The organism is Rugamonas apoptosis (genome assembly GCF_014042355.1).
Classification (GTDB): Bacteria; Pseudomonadota; Gammaproteobacteria; order Burkholderiales; family Burkholderiaceae_D; genus Rugamonas; species Rugamonas apoptosis.
This window is the reverse complement of record NZ_JACEZU010000003.1, coordinates 186,084-202,116: the sequence shown is the minus strand read 5'-3', so window position 1 is coordinate 202,116 and position 16,033 is coordinate 186,084. Positions and strand designations below refer to the sequence as shown.

Here is a 16,033-nt window from a genome sequence, read left to right as displayed (position 1 = left end):
CACTAGCGCGCCAGGCGGATCCCGGTGAACTGCCAGCGCGCGCCAGCCGGGAAGAAATTGCGATAACTGGCACGCGCATGGCCGGCCGGTGTGGCGCATGAGGAACCGCGCAGCACGTACTGGTTGACCATGAACTTGCCGTTGTATTCGCCCAGCGCGCCCGGCGCGGCGCGGTAGCCGGGATACGGCGCGTAGCTGCTGCTGGTCCACTGCCAGCACTGGCCGAACATGTGGGCGAGGCCCTGCCCCACATGGGCCGGCGCCACGCCAGCCGGATGCAAGCAGCCCGTTTCCACCTCGGCCGCGCGGGCGGCCAACTCCCACTCCCCTTCCGTCGGCAAACGCGCGCCCGCCCAGTGGGCATAGGCGTCCGCTTCGAACAGAGAAATGTGCGTGACAGGGCGCGCCAGGTCCAGCGGCTGCGCGCCATGCAGCGTGAATTCCCGCCACGCTCCCCGGCCCTCGCCCGCGCCTTCGCCGCGCAGCCAGTACAACGGATGACGCAAGCCGTTGGCCCGCACCCAATCCCAGCCCTCGGCCAGCCACAAGGCGGGATCGTCATAACCGCCCGCTTCGATGAAGGCCAGGTATTCGCCATTGCTCACCAGCCGCGAGGCCAGCGCATATGGCGCCACGTATTGCCGATGGCGGGGCAGCTCATTGTCGAAGCTGAAGCCGTCGCCATCGTGGCCGATGTCGACCAGGCCCCCCTCGCACACCAGCCACGCCAGCGGCGCCGCTTCGGCCGGTGCCAGCGCGCCTTCCAGGTAGGCCGGCAGCAGCGGGTTTTGCGCCAGCAGATGCTTCACGTCCGTCAGCATCAGCTCCTGGTGCTGCTGTTCGTGCTGCAGGCCCAGCGTGAGCAGCGCGCCCAGTTCCCGCGCCTGCTCCTCATCGCGCACGCTATCCGTCAGCCGCGCGATGCGGCGGTCCACGTCGGCCCGGTAGGCCCGCACCTGCGCCATCGACGGCCGCGTGAGCAAGCCGCGCTGGGGACGCGGATGTTTTTCACCCACACCGTTGTAGTAGGAATTGAACAGCACCCGGAACGCCGGATGAAACGGCGCGAAGCCGGGTTCCATGCGCTCCAGGATGAAGGTCTCGAAGAACCAGGTGGTATGCGCGAGATGCCATTTGACGGGACTCGCGTCGGGCATCGACTGCGCGCCGCAATCCTCGTCCGACAGCGGTTCGGCCAGCGCCAGCGTGCGGTGGCGCACGGTTTCATAGCGGGCGCGCCACAGCGCGTGGGCGCCGGCCAGTTGCGGAGGTTGGTGCATGCTCATGGGTGCGCAGCCGCGACGCGGGCGTGGATCACGGCGAACCAGCCATCCGGGTCGGTCCAGATGCGGGCCGCCTCGAAGCCGGCCCGTTCCAGCAGCGCGATAAAGCCGGCGCGGGTGTATTTGTAGCTGTATTCCGTGTGGATGCGTTCGCCCGCGCCGAAATGGCGCTCGCCGCCCTGCCAGCGCACGGTCAGGGCATGGCGCGCTTCCAGGTGCATTTCGATGCGGCTGGCCTGTTCATTGAAGAAGGCGCGGTGCAGCCAGTGGCGCACGTCGAAGTCGGCCCCGGCCAGGTGGTTCAGGTGGTTGAGCAGGTTCAGGTTGAAGGCGGCCGTCACACCCAGCGCGTCGTCATAGGCCGCATCCAGCAGGGCCGTATCCTTGACCAGGTCCACCCCGATCAACAGCCCGCCCTGCTCGCCCGCGCTGTCGCGCAGGCCGCGCAGGAAGCGTTGCGCCTCATCGGGACCGAAATTGCCGATCGACGAACCGGGATAGAAGAACAGCCGCTGCGCATGGCGCACGCCATCGGGCAGCGTGCAACCTTGCGAGAAGTCCATGCCCAGCGCCAGCATGCCGATCTCCGGAAAGCGCTGTTGCAGGCCGCGCACGGCGTCGGCCAGGAAGTCGCGCGAGATATCGACCGGCACGTACTGCGCCGGTCGCAGCAGCGGGAACAGCGCGGCGGCCTTGGCGCAGTTGCCAGCGCCCAGGTCGATCAGCGTGCAGCCGGTGCCGACGGCGCGCGCGATGTCGCTGCCATGGCGGGCGAAGATGGCGGCCTCGGTGCGGGTCGGATAATATTCGGGCAGCTCGCAGATGGCCTCGAACAGGCGCGAACCCAGGCTATCGTAAAAAAACTTGGGCGAGACGGCGGCGGACGGCGCCAGCAGGCCGGCGCTGATCTCGGCCAGCACGGCGGGCGCGCCATGGGCAGACGGGGAGCGCGCATCGGGCGAAACAATGCGCATCGCCGGGGTTTTGGGCATCAGCATAGTGGACTCGGTCAGAGGGTGGATGACGGTCTTGCCTGCCGGCGCTGCCCTTGCATCTGGCCACGCCGGCCACTGCTACGGATAACAATTTTGTTATCATAGCCGAATATCCAATCCGCGGCGCCACGCTGCGATAGCAATCGGATAACTACCCAAACAAGAAAGGCACACCCACCATGACCACTTCCGCCCTGCGCACCTTCAAATCCGCCCTGACCGCCGCCTTGAGCGCGGCCCTGCTGCTGGCCGCGCCACTGAGCCAGGCGCAAAGCCAGGTGTTCCGCGTGTCGGCCATTCCGGACGAGGCGCCGACGGAACTGCAGCGCAAGTTCAAGCCGCTGGGCGAATACCTGGAGAAGAAGATCGGCATGAAGGTCGAGTTCACGCCCGTGACGGATTACGCCGCCTCGGTCGAAGCGCTGATCAACAAAAAAGTGGACATGGTGTGGTTCGGCGGCTTCACCTTCGTGCAAGCCAAGGACCGCAGCAAGAACCAGATCACGCCGCTGGTGCAGCGCGCCGAGGATGAGCAATTCCACTCCGTGTTCATCACCACCAACAAGGACATCCGCAAGCTGGAAGACTTGAAAGGCCACACGCTGAGCTTCGGTTCCGAGTCGTCCACCTCGGGCCACCTGATGCCCCGTTCCTTCCTGCTGGCCGCCAAGATCAATCCGGACACGGACCTGAAACGCATCGCCTTCTCCGGCGCCCATGACGCCACCGTGGCGGCCGTGGCCGGCGGCAAGGTGGACGCGGGTGCACTCAACATCTCCGTGTGGGAAAAGCTGGTTGGCGAGCACAAGGTCGATCCGGCCGTGGTGCGCGTGTTCTACACCACGCCCGGCTACTACGACTACAACTGGAGCGTGCGGTCCGACATGAACGCCGACCTGAAGAAAAAGCTGAGCGACGCCTTCCTGGCGCTGGACCCGAAGAACCCGCAGGACAAGGCCATTCTGGACCTGCAGCGCGCCTCGAAATTCGTGCCGACCAAGGCTGAGAACTACACGGCCATCGAAGCGGCCGCCGTCAACGCGGGTCTGCTGAAGAAGTAAACGACGATGCAAGACAGCAGTAATATTACCGGCACAGAAACTGGCACCGGCGCCGACGCCGGCGCCGGCCCCACCTATCGCCTGGAACGCCTGACGGTGCGCCATCTGGCCGCCGCCCAAGTATCAGCCCAAAGCGCGGCCCTGAGCGACATCACGCTGACGGTGGCGCAAGGCGAGCAGGTGGCCGTGATCGGCCCGTCCGGCGCCGGCAAGACCACCTTGCTGGCCGTGCTGGCCTGCGCGCACCGCCCCGCCGATGGCGTGTTCCAGGCTTTCGGCCAGGATCCGTGGACATTGGGCGAGGCGCAGCGCCACCGCCTGCGCGCGCGTCTGTTCCTGGCGCCGCAGACGCCGCCCCTGCCGCCGCGCCAGCGCGTGGTGACGGCCGTGCTGGCGGCGCGCCTGCCGCAGTGGAGTTTGTGGCGTGCCCTCGTGTCGCTGGTCAAACCAGCCGATCCCGAAGCGGCCTACCACGCGCTGGCCCGCTTCAACCTGGGCGACAAGCTGTATGCACGGGTGGACCGCCTGTCCGGCGGCGAACGCCAGCGCTGCGGACTGGCGCGGCTGCTGCTGTCGTCGGCCCAGGCGCTGCTGGTGGATGAACCACTGTCGGCACTGGATCCGGCCCTGTCCGAACTGACCATCGCCACGCTGCGCCAGGAGGCGGCCCAGCGTCACGCCACCCTGATCTGCAGCCTGCACCAGGTCGACCTGGCGCTGGCCCATTTCCCCCGCATCGTCGCGCTGCGCGACGGCGGCATCGTATTCGACCTGCCGCGCGAGCAGGTCACGCCGGAGATGGTGACGGCGCTGTATCAAGGCGAACAGCCCAGCGCCAGCGTGCCGGCCGCGTCCGCGCCAACCTCGCGTGTGGCCGTGGGCGCCTGTTTCTAAGCCATGCAAGCGACGCTCAAGATGTCCAACACGCACGGCACCACGCGCCATCCCGACCCTGCCTGGCGCGGCCGCGTGATCATGGCCGTGCTGGGCCTGGCCCTGCTGTGGCCCATGGTCGTGACCAGCGAGTTCAAGCCGTCCATCCTGTTCGACTGGCAAAGCCTGCAGGCCACGGGCCGCTTCCTGGCCGGCTTCATGCCACCCGCGCACGATCCCGAATTCCTCGCCATGCTGCTGCACGAAACGTGGCAGACGGTGGCCATCGCCACCTCGGGCCTCACGCTGGCCCTGCTGGGCGCCATTCCCGCCGCGCTGCTAGTGACGGAAAAGCTGTCCATCTCACGCCTGGGAACGGGCCGCATCCGCCTGCCCTCGGCCTTGCTGCGCCAGGTGGCGCGCTGGCTGCTGGTGCTGCTCCGCAGCGTGCCGGAACTGGTGTGGGCGCTGCTGTTCGTGCGCATCATCGGCCTGGGCCCCACAGCCGGCGTGCTGGCCATCGCCCTCACCTATTGCGGCATGCTGGGCAAGGTCTACGCCGAGATCCTGGAATCGGCCGATGGCGGCGCCAGCGCCGTGCTGCTGGCCAACGGCAGCGGGCGGCTGGCAGCCCTGCTGTATGGCACGCTGCCGGAAGCGGCCTCGGAACTGGTGTCCTATACCCTGTACCGCTGGGAATGCGCGATTCGCGGCTCGGTGGTGATGGGTTTCGTGGGCGCCGGCGGCCTGGGCCAGCGTATGGATGAATCGATGAAGATGCTGTCAGGCGGCGAAGTGTCGTCCATGCTGATCATCTTCGTGCTGCTGGTGGCAGGCGCCGACACCGTCTCGAAAATACTGCGGAGGCGCCTCGCATGACCCCGGCTCACACCCCAGCGCGCACCCCATCCGGCATGCCGCCGGCGCCGCCGCGTGCCTGGTCCATCATCATCCTGGGCGCGCTGCTGGCCATGCTGGTGGCGGCCAGTTTCGCCACGCTACCCTTGCAATGGCGCGCCTTCTTCACGCTGGACGCGGTGGCCAGCATGGGCGAATTCCTGGCCGGCTTCGCGCCGCCTGAACTGGCCCTGCCCTTCCTGACCAAGACGGCCGGCGCCGCCGCCGAAACGCTGGCCATGTCCGCCCTCGGTACGCTGCTGGCCGCGCTGGCCGGACTGGCGCTGGCCTTGCCCGGCGCCGGCCGCTTCGGGCGCGTGCTGCGCGCACCCGTGCGGGCGCTGCTCAACGTGCTGCGCTCGATCCCCGAACTGGTGTGGGCCTCGATCCTGCTGATCGCCGCCGGCCTGGGGCCATTCGCCGGCACGCTGGCGTTGGCCGCGCACACTTCCGGCGTGCTGGGTCGTTTGTTCGCCGACGCGCTGGAAAACGCCGCCCCCCATCCGGAAGCGAGCCTGCGCACCAATGGCGCCGCGCCCATGGCCGCCTTCCTGTACGCCACCTTGCCGCAGGCGCTGCCGCAGATGCTGTCCTACACCTTGTACCGATGGGAGAACAATATCCGCGCGGCCGCCATCCTGGGTGTGGTGGGCGCGGGCGGACTGGGGCAGATGCTCAAGTACCACCTGTCGCTGTTCCAGATGCAGCCAGCGGCCACCGTGATCGCCGCCATGCTGCTGCTGGTGGGGCTGGTGGATGCCGTCAGCTTCGCGCTGCGCCGCGTGCTGACCCGCTGAAGGACGTCCCCGTGCTTGAACTGCGCCAACTCACCAAATCCTACGCCAGCGGCCATCCCGTGCTGGACAAGCTCAGCTGGCGTTTCCGGGCCGGCGAGTTCGTCGCCATCATGGGCGACTCCGGGGTCGGCAAGTCCACTTTGCTGAACCTGATCGCAGGCCTGGACCAGCCCGATCCCGGCCCGCAAGCGTCGCCCATCCTGGTGGACGGCGTGGCCATGTCCGGACTGGATGACGACGCGGCCACCCGGCTGCGGCGGGCCCGCATGGGCTTCATTTTCCAGGCCTTCCACGTACTGCCCCATCTGACGCTGCTGCAGAACGTGGCCCTGCCCCTGCTGCTGAACGGCTTGCCGCGCGGACGCGCCGGCCAGATGCTGGAAGCGGTGGGCCTGGGCGGGCGCGGCGCCGACTTCCCGCATCAACTGTCCGGCGGCGAACTGCAACGGGTCGCCATCGCCCGCGCGCTGGTGCACCGACCGGCCCTGGTGCTGGCCGACGAACCGACCGGCAACCTCGACCCCGACACGGCCGACACCATCCTCACCCTGCTGCGCCAGGAAATCAAAGCGACCGGCGCCTGCGCCATCATGGTCACCCACTCCCACGCCGCGGCCGCCATGGCCGACAAAACGTTGCTCTTAACGAAACTCGGCATACAAGAAACAACAATCGTCAATCCGTTTGAGCAAAAAACAAGATAATTTTTTTATCAAATCATCCTATCCAATTCTCTCCGTAGTATTATTGAAAGTAACTTGCTTGGTTATCAAGAATGTTGAGCCACATTCCACATTCGGCAACCGAAATGTGGGATGGCTCGCCAGCGAGGACACGCCAACCCAACCACGTTTTTTGAGCAAAGGAGGAGCAAAAATGAACGTACGGCAAAAAAAGTTGGAGTTGATCGAGGCCATGAACCGGGCTCGCGCGCTCGAACCGTCCAGCTTTGTCCCGAACAAGCTGCTGGACACGCTCATCGAGAAGATGAACCTGAAAAACGATGCGGAGCTGTGCCGCGTGCTTGAAGTGCAGCCCCCCATCATCAGCAAGATCCGGCATCGCAAGCTGGCCGTCGGGGCCACCATCTTATTGCGCATGCACGAGAAATCGGACATCAGCATCCGAGAACTGAAGGAATTGTCGACCGCTTCCATGCACTGAGCAGCCCCGCTGACCATGCTATGCCAGGCGCCGGCATGCGGCTTCCGGCGCCCCAACCGCGCCAGAGAAAACACGTGCAGCGAGCCTGCCGTTTATCCGCGACTCCATTTCAACGTCCAGCCCAAACCCCGCTGAACGACGTTTGACAGTAATCAACAGTAATTTTCTCGAAGTAACTATACAGAGCTTCAACTGGCCTAAATTTGTAACTAACGGTTTCTTGTGGCTGATACACGGTGATTGCCATGCGCACACATCCATGGTAAAAGAAACCCATGCCCGCGGCACCACGCCGCCAGCTTGGCCGACCGGAGTTTGTCATGATGCGCCCCCTATTTATCAGCACCCTCGCCTGCCTCATGCTGTCGGGTGCAGCCTTGGGCGCCGACGGCAAAACCTTTACGGTCGGGGTTGAGGACTATCAGAATTTCCTGCCTTATTCCGAGTTTCGTGGCGGCGTATATGGCGGTTTGGGCAAGGACATCCTGGACGCCTTCGCCCGCCACCAAGGCTATACCTTCGTGTATAAAGCCTACCCGCTCAAGCGGCGCGACCACCTGTTCGTGGATGGCAAACTGGACCTGGCCTACCCGGACAATCCCAACTGGGTGGCCGCGCTGAAGAGGAATGTCACCATCAGCTACGCGCCCATCCTGGAGTTCACGGACGGTGTGCTGGTGCGGCCGGAGAACCTGGGCAAAGGCATAGGCCGCCTGAAAGTGCTGGGCATACCGCTGGGTTTCACGCCCTACCCCTACCAGCAACTGATGTCGAACGGCACGTTGCGGGTGGAGGAAACGGGCGATTACGACAGCCTGTACCAAAAGCTGATCGTCAAGCGGGTGGACGGCGCGTATATGAACACCCGCATCGCCCGCTACTACTGGACCAAGATCCGCAAGGCCGACCAGCCGCCGGTGGTGTACGACCCGGATCTGCCACATGCATCGGGCCAGTGGTATGTCTCCTCGGTCAAGCATCCCAGGCTGGTCGAGGAATTCAAGCGCTTCATGGCCACCAACCGGCAGGAAGTCGATGAACTCAAGAAGCGCTACCAGTTCGTGGGCTCGGAAGACCAGTAAGCCCGCGTCCCTGCCGCCATGCCGGCCGAAAACAGACAAAACTGCACTGTTTTCAAAAAATCAATGAGGCACTATACTCCCCATTTCCCGGCGGCCGCCCGCGCGCCACGACGGGACAGCGACAACGCATAACCATCCACGGAGCACGCCGCATGAACGATACCAAACCAGGCCGCATCGAACCTTACCCGCACGCCGCCGCCGGCTGGGGCGCGTTGAAGCAAGTGGCGATCAACCTGGTGCGCGAGAAGGTCAGCGGCGGCAATTACCGCAGCCTGCTGGCGCAGAACCAGCCCGACGGCTTCGACTGCCCCGGTTGCGCCTGGCCCGACCGGGTCCACACGTCCACCTTCGAATTCTGCGAGAACGGCGTCAAGGCGGTGGCGGCGGAGGCCACCAGCAAGCGCGTGCCGCCCGAGTTCTTCGCCCGGCATGCCGTGGGGGCGCTGCTGCAGCAATCCGACTACGAACTGGAACAACACGGCCGCCTGACCGATCCGCTGGTGTACGACCAGGCCAGCGACAAATACATCCCCATTTCCTGGGATAGCGCGTTCGACCTGATTGCGCGCCACCTGAACGCCCTGCCCGATCCAAACCAGGCCGCGTTCTACACGTCCGGCCGCACCGGCAACGAGGCCGCCTTCCTGTTCCAGCTGTTCGTGCGCATGTATGGCACCAACAACTTCCCGGACTGCTCCAACATGTGCCACGAACCCACCAGCCGCGGCCTGCCCGGCACCGTGGGCACCGGCAAGGGCACCGTCACGCTGGACGATTTCGAACACGCCGACACGCTGCTGATCTTCGGCCAGAACCCGGCCACCAACCACCCGCGCATGCTGGGCGAACTGCGCGACTGCGCCAGGCGGGGCGCCACCATCGTCTCCATCAATCCGCTGCGCGAACGGGGGCTGGAGCGCTTCACTTCGCCATCGCACCCGTTGGAGATGCTGACCAATGCCAGCACCACCATCGGCTCGCTGTTCATCCAGCCGCGCCTGGGCGGCGACTTCGCGCTGATCAAAGCCATGGCCAAGGGCTTGCTGGAACTGGACGACGCGGCCCGCGCGGCCGGCCAGGCACGCTTGCTGGACGTGGCTTTCATCGCCGAACACACGAACGGCTTCGATGCTTTCGCCGACGATTTGCGGCACCAAGAGTGGGACCAGCTAATCGCCGAATCGGGCGTGCCGCGCGCGCAGCTCGACCGCCTGACGGACATCTACGCCCACGGCCAGCGCGTGATCGCCACCTGGGGCATGGGCTTGACCCAGCACAAGGGCGCCGTGGCCACGATCCAGATGCTGTCCAACCTGATGATGATGCGGGGGAATATCGGCCGCCAGGGAGCGGGCCTGTGCCCCGTGCGCGGCCACTCCAACGTGCAGGGCGACCGCACCATGGGCATCGAGGAAAAGCCGACCGCCGCCTTCCTCGACCGGCTGGGCCAGGTGTTCGGCTTCACCCCGCCGCGCGAACATGGCTACGATGTGGTGGACACCATCCAGGCCATGTTGGATGGCAAAGTGAAGGTGTTCTTCGGCATGGGCGGCAACTTCGCCATGGCCACGCCCGACACCCCGCTCACCTTCGCGGCGCTGCGCGCCTGCGAGCTGACGGTGCATGTGGCCACCAAGCTCAATCGCAGCCACCTGGTGCACGGCAAGGCCGCGCTACTGCTGCCCACGCTGGGGCGCACCGAGATCGACCTGCAGAAAGGCGTGGCGCAAGGGGTGACGGTGGAGGATTCCATGAGCATGGTGCACCTGTCCTACGGCGGCAATCCGCCCGCCTCGCCCAACCTGCTGTCGGAAACGGCCATCGTGGCGCGCATGGCCGAGGCCACGCTGGGCAGCGCGCTGGTCGACTGGAACTGGTACGCGGCCGACTATGCCCGCATCCGTGACGCCGTGGCCAAGGTGTTCGACGATTTCTACGACTTCAACGCGCGCGTGGCCAAGCCGGGCGGCTTCCACCTGAAAGTGGCGTCACGCGCGCGCGAATGGCGCACGGCCAGCGGCCGGGCCCAGTTCCTGGTGCGCGCCGTGGACACGGACACCCCCATCCACCGCGCCCGCGCCATGCATGGCGAACGCCTGATGACGCTGATGACGGCCCGCTCGCACGACCAGTACAACACCACCATCTACGGCATGGACGACCGCTACCGGGGCGTGTACGGCATGCGCCGCGTGGTGTTCGCCAACCGGGCCGATATGGACATGCTGGGATTGCGGCCGGGCGGCTGGGTGGACATGGTGAGCGTGTGGGACGACGGCGTGGAGCGCCGCGCGGACGGTTTCATGCTGGTGGAATACGACATCCCGCGCGGCTGCCTGGGCGCCTACTTCCCAGAGACGAACGCCCTGATCCCGCTGCACAGCACAGCCGACGGCGCCGGCACGCCCACCTCCAAGTCGATACCTGTGCTGCTGTATCCAGCCAGTGCGCCAGCCAGCGCGCCAACCAGCGCCCCCGCCAACGCCTGAATCAAGCGTACTGCACGCAACCGTCCTCGCGGCAGAAGCTCACCAGCGTGAGGCCGGCCCGTTCGGCGATGTCGATCGCCAGTGTGCTGGGGGCGGAGATGGTGGCAAGCATGGGGATGCCCATGCGCGCGGCCTTGCGGACCAGCTCGTAACTGGCGCGGCTGGACAGGAATACGAAGCCGCGTCCCATGTCCTCGCCCTGCCTGGCCAGATGGCCGATTAACTTGTCGAGCGCGTTGTGGCGCCCCACGTCTTCGAATACGTGGAGGATGGCGCCGTCCGGACGGCACCAGGCGGCCGCGTGGACGCCGCCGGTGGCCTGCATCAGCGACTGGTGTTGCGTCAGCTCGCGCGCGGCGCGCGCCACGGCCGGTGCGGGCGCGTGTTCCAGCGCCGGCGCGGCGATGCGCGGCGGGCAAAGGTCAAGCTGCGCCAGGCTGTCCACGCCGCACACGCCGCAGCCGCTGCGGCCAGCCAGCGTGCGGCGCCGTTCTTTCAAGCGCATGAAAGCTTGCTGGCAGATGGTCAGTTCCACTTCGGCGCTGTCGCCGTTCGTGCGCAACACCAGATCATAGATATCGTCGCGCTGATCGACCACCCCTTCGGACAGGGCGAAACCGAGCGCGAACGCTTCCAGGTCGCGCGGCGTGGCCATCATCACCGCTTGCGACACGCCGTTGAACACCAGCGCCACCGGCATTTCCTCGACCACGCGGTCGGTGGTGCGCGCCTGGGACATCCCCTGGTGGCGCACCACGGTCCGCTGCTGAAAACCATCCCGTTCCAGCTCTGTGTCAAACCACATCCCGCCTCCCCGCTCGTATCATGCTGCCATGATACATGCGCGGCGGCAGTGACGCATTACCTCAGGCGGCACCCTCACCGGCCACGCCGTAATGGCGGGCATAACGGTTATCCAGGTTCCCCAACGGCAGCAGCAGGAACAGGTCGGCGCTTTCGAAATCAGGGTCCCAGGCCGGTTCGCCGCAAATCCACGCGCCCGAGCGCATATAGCCTTTCAGCAGCGGCGGTACCTGGGCCTTGGCGGACGCCTCCAGCTTACTGATCGGGAACGGCAGGTGCGGCGTGACGCGGTATTCGGTCGGCGCCAGGTGCTGGCCCGCCAGCGCTCCATACACGGCGACGGCATTGTGGCCGCCATCGGCCAGGCTGATGCTGGCGCAGCCGATCAGGTAATCGGAGCTTTCGCGGCGCATGTATTCGGCCAGGCCGGACCACAGCAGCATGATCACGCTGCCCCCCCGGTAGTCGGGATGGATGCAGGCGCGGCCCGCCTCCACCATGCGGCCACGCAGGTTATTCAGGCGGCCCAGGTCGAATTCGTTCTCGGAATACAGGCGCCCCAGCTTGCGGGCGCGCGTGGGGCTGAGCAGGCGGTACGTGCCCACCACTTTCAGCGTGTTGGTGTCGCGCACGATCAGGTGATCGCAGTGCTCGTCGAATTCATCGCTGTCGAGGCCATCGTCGCGGGCCAGCGAACTGAGTCCCATGGTTTCGATGAATACCTTGTAGCGCAAGCGCTGCACTTCGCGCAGTTCTTCCGGCGTGCTTGCCATGCTGAGGACCAGCTTGGCCGACGCTGCCCTGACGTCCGCTTGTACGATCGAATGTTGCATGCTTCGTCCTTTCAGTGGGAGACGAAGCAAGCGTAACGGTCTAATACTTCAGGAAAATGACATCGCGGTGTCGGTTCCGTGACATCGGGGCAGCGTTGTTTTTTTGTCAGTCCTTCTTAGGGCGCCCCGTTTTCAGCTGCGGCAAGGCGGACAACACGTTCTGCAGCGTGGCCAGGTCGATCTGGCTGATCAGGGCCACGCCGATGCGCAGCAGCTCGCTCTTCTTGATCTCGAAGCCGGCCTTCAGGCAAGCCTTCTTCACCTGGCCCAGCACCGCATATTCCTGCTCCGGCATGGTGAAGCTGTCGCGTACCAGCTTGTCCTTGCGCTGCTTGTCCTTGGCCGGCTCCACCGGACGGGCGGCGGGCGCCTTGGCAGCGGCCTTGGGCGCAGCTTTGGAGGCGGCTTTAGGGGCCGCTTTGGGAGCAGCTTTAGGGCCGGCATTAGCGGCAGCTTTGGGCGCGGACTTCACAGCCGCCTTGGCGACCGGTTTGGCAACAGGCTTGACGGCCACTTTCGGCGCAGCCTTGACGGCCGCTTTGGCAGCTGGCTTGGCGACTGCTTTGGCGGCGGCAGGCTTCGGTGCCGCTTTCACCACTGGTTTCGCCGCCGGTTTCGCGGCGGCTTTCACGGTGGCCTTGGCCGCTGGCTTGGCGGCCGGTTTTTCCGCCGCTTTGGCGGCAGGCTTTGCGACCGGCGTCGCAGCCGCCTTGACGGTGGCGGCGCGGGCGGCCGGCTTGGCCTTGGCGGCCGGCGCCTTGACGATCATCTTGGGCAGCGGGGCCGCCTTGCCGTTGGCGACCGGCCCACCGGCCGTGGATTTCATGGCGATTGCTTTGCTCATCATCACTCCTCATTAACAATATAAACAATATATACTATTTTTGAAGGTTTTGTTTGAGCAGCATCACGCCATGCGGCGTCCGTTCATGCGTTGGCGCGGATGCTGAAGTCCACCCCTACCTCGTCCCACAGCTCCTGCTCCTTCTCCATCCAGTATGACACCGTCGGATGGTCGGCCACCCAGTCGCGCCGGATTTCCAGTTCGATGCGATTCTTCATGCGCAGCTTGAGCTGACGGAAATCGACGTCGATACGGGCATGCATGAACAGTATCGCCAGCCGCAATGCCACCACGGCCTTGGCGAAATCGGGCTCCGCGAGCGCCTCGCCCACCTTGCGCAGGTTGCCCTTCTGGGCCATGATCAAGCGGCTCATGGTCTTCTGCTCGCGCGTGGTGAAGCCTGGCAGATCGGCGTTCTCGATCATGTAGGCGGCGTGCTTGTGGTAGCCCGTTTGCGACACCACCATGCCCACCTCGTGCAGCAGCGCGCTCCAGAACAGGGGGCGATTGTAGGTGTCCGAGCCCGGTTTCATTTGCCCGTACAAGGCCAGCGCATCGTTTGCCACGCGCTCGGCACGGCCTTCGTCGACATGGAATTTCTGCTGGAAGGCGCGCACCGACTGCTCGCGCCGGTCACGTTTGGTCGAACGAAGGTACAAGTCCCACATCACGCCCATGCGCAGGCCGGCCTCGATCGGCTGTACCACGGGGATGTCCAGTTCATGCACCAGCGCGATCATGATGGCCAGCCCGCCAATGATGGTGCCGGCCCGTTCCGGCCGCAGCCCGGTCAGTTCGATCTTGCTCACATGGCCGATCTGGATGAAGCGCTGCTTGAGCGCCTCCAGCGTGGCGGCGTTCATCTCGCGCCCCAGGCCGTTCTTGACGATGATCTCGGCCAGCGTGCGCGCCGTGCCGGACGAACCGTAGCACTGGCGCCAGTACTGGGGGTGGTAAGGCGGCGCCGCGTCCTCCAGGTGGCTGCGGGCCGACAGGATGGCCGCTTCGAACGACGGCTCATCGATCCGGCCCCCGACGAAGAACGACAGGCTTTGCTTGACCGTGCCCAGGCTGAACGACTCGACCCGCTCGATCTCCTGGCCGCGCCCCAGTATCAGCTCGGTGGAGCCGCCGCCGATGTCGATCACCAGCCGCCGCTCGCCCGGCAGCGCCACCGCGTTGGACACGCCCATGTAGATCAGGCGTCCCTCTTCCTCGCCGGAAATCACTTCAATGGGATAGCCGATGGCCTGTTCGGCGGCCGGCAGGAAGGCGGACACGTTGCGCGCCACCCGCATGGCGGAAGTGGCCACCACCCGCACCGCCTCCAGCTGGTAGGCGGCCAGGGTGACGCGGAAGCTCTTGAGGCAATTCAGGGCCGATTGCATGGCCGCCTCGGTCAGGTTGCCGTTGGCGTCCAGGCCGGCCGCCAGCCGGATCGGCTCGCGCACGCTTTTCAGCACGCGGATCGCTTCGCCATCGTGTTTGCCGATGTGCAGGCGGAAACTATTGGAACCCAAATCTACTGCTGCATACATAGGAGAAGCCTCTTTTCTGATGACCACCGCGAAGGCTTTCAGAATATCAGGTGAAAAATCCTCACACAGTAAGCGCGGATTATGACGCGCCGATGACAGCCGCGCCATGGAAGTCAATTCCACCAGCCCAAGGCGTCGCCGGGGCGCCGCGCCATGGCCATGTTGCAATAACTTCTTGCTTAATCAGGCCTCCAGCGCGCTCTCGGCACGTGCCTCCACCACCCGGTTGCGCCCGTCCAGCTTGGCTTGCTGCAAGGCTTCGTCGGCCCGCTTGAACAGGCTTACCGTGCTGTCCTCGGCGCGGATGGTGGTCACGCCCAGGCTGGCCGTGAGGTTGATCACGGCCCGCTCGGTCTTGACGGGATGGCCGGCCACGGCGTTGCGGATACGCTCGGCCACCATCAACGCATCCTGCTGTGAGGTACGGGGCAACTGGATGGCGAATTCGGCGCCGCCCAGGCGGCCCATCAGGTCGCTGTCGCGCAACTGCTTCTTGCACACGTCAACCATGGCCTTGAGCACGGCGTCGCCCACCGGGTGGCCATAATTGTCGTTGACGCGCTTGAAATGGTCCAGGTTGAGCACGATCAAGGCGGTGGGCATGCCGGGCCGGCGCGCCAGCGCCATCCAAGGCGTCAGCGCCTGATAAAAGCCGCGCCGGTTGGGCACGTCTGTCACCGTGTCCACGGTTTCCAGGCGGTCCAGTTCGCCCTGCAGCGACTCGCGCGTGAGCAGCAGGTAGCCGAAGGCGTTGGTGAGCATCATTAAATACAGCACGGCCAGGCCCAGCCACTGGATCATGGTGCCGCTGACCCAGCCCCAGCCATCGGGCTGCAATGCGGACAATATGCCGCGCGCGGCCACGGCCAGCGACAGCAACGCCATGGTCACCACCAGGAAACGGCGCAGCATGGTGCCGTCGCGCCAGCGCAAAGCCAGCGCCAACACCCCGGCCAGGAAGAAACCGGCCACGATCAGCGCACCGGCCGCGGCCCGGATGGTCTTGTCCAGTTCGCCCACGTAAGCGGCCAGGAACACGGCCACGGCCAGCGCCAGCGCGGGCGCCAGGTAGCGCCGCCAGATGGGGCGGCCCGCCAGTTCCCACAGGGCCGCCGCGTCCAGCGCCATGCCGGCGAACAGCAAGCCGTTGCCCACGCCGACGCTGAGCAGGTCGGGCAAAGTGCCGCGCAAATACAGCAGCAGCCAGGCGCCGGCCTGGCACTGCTTGGCCACGGCCCAGGTCGATAAGCTGAGCGTGCGCTTGCGCTCGTACTCAAAAAAGAACAGCGCCGCGCACAGGCTCAAATTGCCCAGCGCCAGCGCCAGCAGCAGTGTTTTGATATCCATGGATGCCAGGAAGCGTGGCGCGC

Annotated in this window: 15 protein-coding genes; 8 read left to right on the top strand and 7 right to left on the bottom strand. The window is 65.6% G+C overall.

Translation table 11 applies throughout. The features are described 5' to 3' along the window. Positions 1-2 precede the first annotated feature (2 nt). Together egtB and egtD are read right to left on the bottom strand one after the other, a co-directional pair. A complete protein-coding gene (gene egtB, locus H3H39_RS07475) occupies positions 3-1,286 on the bottom strand; it encodes an ergothioneine biosynthesis protein EgtB (RefSeq protein ID WP_375540411.1) in 1,284 nt (427 codons plus the stop codon). Continuing rightward, positions 1,283-2,257, bottom strand: coding sequence for an L-histidine N(alpha)-methyltransferase (gene egtD, locus H3H39_RS07470; protein WP_375540415.1), 975 nt, complete (start codon positions 2,255-2,257; stop codon positions 1,283-1,285). The genes egtB and egtD overlap by 4 nt, the downstream gene beginning before the upstream one ends. Before the next feature lie 200 nt (positions 2,258-2,457). On the opposite strand from egtD, the gene H3H39_RS07465 reads away from it, so the two are divergent. The 8 genes from H3H39_RS07465 (at position 2,458) to H3H39_RS07430 (ending at position 10,644) form a co-directional block, all read left to right on the top strand. Continuing rightward, the gene (locus H3H39_RS07465) at positions 2,458-3,339 is read left to right on the top strand and encodes a putative selenate ABC transporter substrate-binding protein (protein WP_182152742.1); all 882 of its coding nucleotides are present in this window, start codon (positions 2,458-2,460) and stop codon (positions 3,337-3,339) included. Between the two features lie 6 nt (positions 3,340-3,345). After that, positions 3,346-4,233, top strand: coding sequence for a phosphonate ABC transporter ATP-binding protein (locus H3H39_RS07460; protein WP_182152741.1), 888 nt, complete (start codon positions 3,346-3,348; stop codon positions 4,231-4,233). A 21-nt stretch (positions 4,234-4,254) separates the two neighbouring features. Next, positions 4,255-5,091, top strand: a complete 837-nt coding sequence (locus H3H39_RS07455) for a PhnE/PtxC family ABC transporter permease (protein WP_182152740.1) — start codon at positions 4,255-4,257, stop codon at positions 5,089-5,091. Beyond that, entirely contained in the window at positions 5,088-5,906 is an 819-nt protein-coding gene (gene phnE, locus H3H39_RS07450) for a phosphonate ABC transporter, permease protein PhnE (RefSeq protein ID WP_220461463.1), read from the top strand. Before H3H39_RS07455 ends, phnE begins: the two co-directional genes overlap by 4 nt. Positions 5,907-5,917: 11 nt before the next feature. Further along, entirely contained in the window at positions 5,918-6,610 is a 693-nt protein-coding gene (locus H3H39_RS07445; RefSeq protein WP_182152739.1) for an ABC transporter ATP-binding protein, read from the top strand. A gap of 172 nt (positions 6,611-6,782) precedes the next feature. Continuing rightward, positions 6,783-7,070, top strand: a complete 288-nt coding sequence (locus H3H39_RS07440) for a hypothetical protein (protein WP_182152738.1) — start codon at positions 6,783-6,785, stop codon at positions 7,068-7,070. A 320-nt stretch (positions 7,071-7,390) separates the two neighbouring features. Continuing rightward, positions 7,391-8,152, top strand: a complete 762-nt coding sequence (locus H3H39_RS07435; protein WP_182152737.1) for a substrate-binding periplasmic protein — start codon at positions 7,391-7,393, stop codon at positions 8,150-8,152. Between the two features lie 152 nt (positions 8,153-8,304). Then, the gene (locus tag H3H39_RS07430) at positions 8,305-10,644 is read left to right on the top strand and encodes an FdhF/YdeP family oxidoreductase (protein WP_182152736.1); all 2,340 of its coding nucleotides are present in this window, start codon (positions 8,305-8,307) and stop codon (positions 10,642-10,644) included. Between the two features lies 1 nt (position 10,645). Here the strand turns inward: H3H39_RS07430 and fdhD are convergent, their stop codons facing one another. The 5 genes from fdhD to H3H39_RS07405 form a co-directional block, all read right to left on the bottom strand. Then, complete coding sequence (gene fdhD, locus H3H39_RS07425; RefSeq protein WP_182152735.1) at positions 10,646-11,449, bottom strand: formate dehydrogenase accessory sulfurtransferase FdhD; 804 nt, start codon at positions 11,447-11,449, stop codon at positions 10,646-10,648. A gap of 61 nt (positions 11,450-11,510) precedes the next feature. After that, complete coding sequence (locus H3H39_RS07420; RefSeq protein ID WP_182152734.1) at positions 11,511-12,281, bottom strand: GNAT family N-acetyltransferase; 771 nt, start codon at positions 12,279-12,281, stop codon at positions 11,511-11,513. Between the two features lie 106 nt (positions 12,282-12,387). Next, entirely contained in the window at positions 12,388-13,125 is a 738-nt protein-coding gene (locus tag H3H39_RS07415; RefSeq protein ID WP_229217919.1) for a hypothetical protein, read from the bottom strand. Between the two features lie 83 nt (positions 13,126-13,208). Continuing rightward, positions 13,209-14,663 (bottom strand): Ppx/GppA phosphatase family protein, encoded by a 1,455-nt coding sequence (locus H3H39_RS07410; RefSeq protein WP_182152733.1) that lies wholly within the window; start codon positions 14,661-14,663, stop codon positions 13,209-13,211. A 183-nt stretch (positions 14,664-14,846) separates the two neighbouring features. After that, positions 14,847-16,010, bottom strand: coding sequence for a GGDEF domain-containing protein (locus H3H39_RS07405; protein WP_182152732.1), 1,164 nt, complete (start codon positions 16,008-16,010; stop codon positions 14,847-14,849). Between the last annotated feature and the right edge of the window lie 23 nt (positions 16,011-16,033).

Excerpts from the sequence above, each read along its gene's own strand:
- H3H39_RS07430 (WP_182152736.1), top strand. The coding sequence starts at position 8,305 with ATGAACGATACCAAACCAGGCCGCATCGAACCTTACCCGCACGCCGCC.
- egtB (WP_375540411.1), bottom strand. The coding sequence starts at position 1,286 with ATGAGCATGCACCAACCTCCGCAACTGGCCGGCGCCCACGCGCTGTGG.
- H3H39_RS07440 (WP_182152738.1), top strand. The coding sequence starts at position 6,783 with ATGAACGTACGGCAAAAAAAGTTGGAGTTGATCGAGGCCATGAACCGG.
- H3H39_RS07435 (WP_182152737.1), top strand. The coding sequence starts at position 7,391 with ATGATGCGCCCCCTATTTATCAGCACCCTCGCCTGCCTCATGCTGTCG.
- H3H39_RS07410 (WP_182152733.1), bottom strand. The coding sequence starts at position 14,663 with ATGTATGCAGCAGTAGATTTGGGTTCCAATAGTTTCCGCCTGCACATC.
- H3H39_RS07465 (WP_182152742.1), top strand. The coding sequence starts at position 2,458 with ATGACCACTTCCGCCCTGCGCACCTTCAAATCCGCCCTGACCGCCGCC.
- H3H39_RS07415 (WP_229217919.1), bottom strand. The coding sequence starts at position 13,125 with ATGAGCAAAGCAATCGCCATGAAATCCACGGCCGGTGGGCCGGTCGCC.
- H3H39_RS07460 (WP_182152741.1), top strand. The coding sequence starts at position 3,346 with ATGCAAGACAGCAGTAATATTACCGGCACAGAAACTGGCACCGGCGCC.
- egtD (WP_375540415.1), bottom strand. The coding sequence starts at position 2,257 with ATGCGCATTGTTTCGCCCGATGCGCGCTCCCCGTCTGCCCATGGCGCG.
- H3H39_RS07420 (WP_182152734.1), bottom strand. The coding sequence starts at position 12,281 with ATGCAACATTCGATCGTACAAGCGGACGTCAGGGCAGCGTCGGCCAAG.
- H3H39_RS07455 (WP_182152740.1), top strand. The coding sequence starts at position 4,255 with ATGTCCAACACGCACGGCACCACGCGCCATCCCGACCCTGCCTGGCGC.
- fdhD (WP_182152735.1), bottom strand. The coding sequence starts at position 11,449 with ATGTGGTTTGACACAGAGCTGGAACGGGATGGTTTTCAGCAGCGGACC.
- H3H39_RS07405 (WP_182152732.1), bottom strand. The coding sequence starts at position 16,010 with ATGGATATCAAAACACTGCTGCTGGCGCTGGCGCTGGGCAATTTGAGC.
- phnE (WP_220461463.1), top strand. The coding sequence starts at position 5,088 with ATGACCCCGGCTCACACCCCAGCGCGCACCCCATCCGGCATGCCGCCG.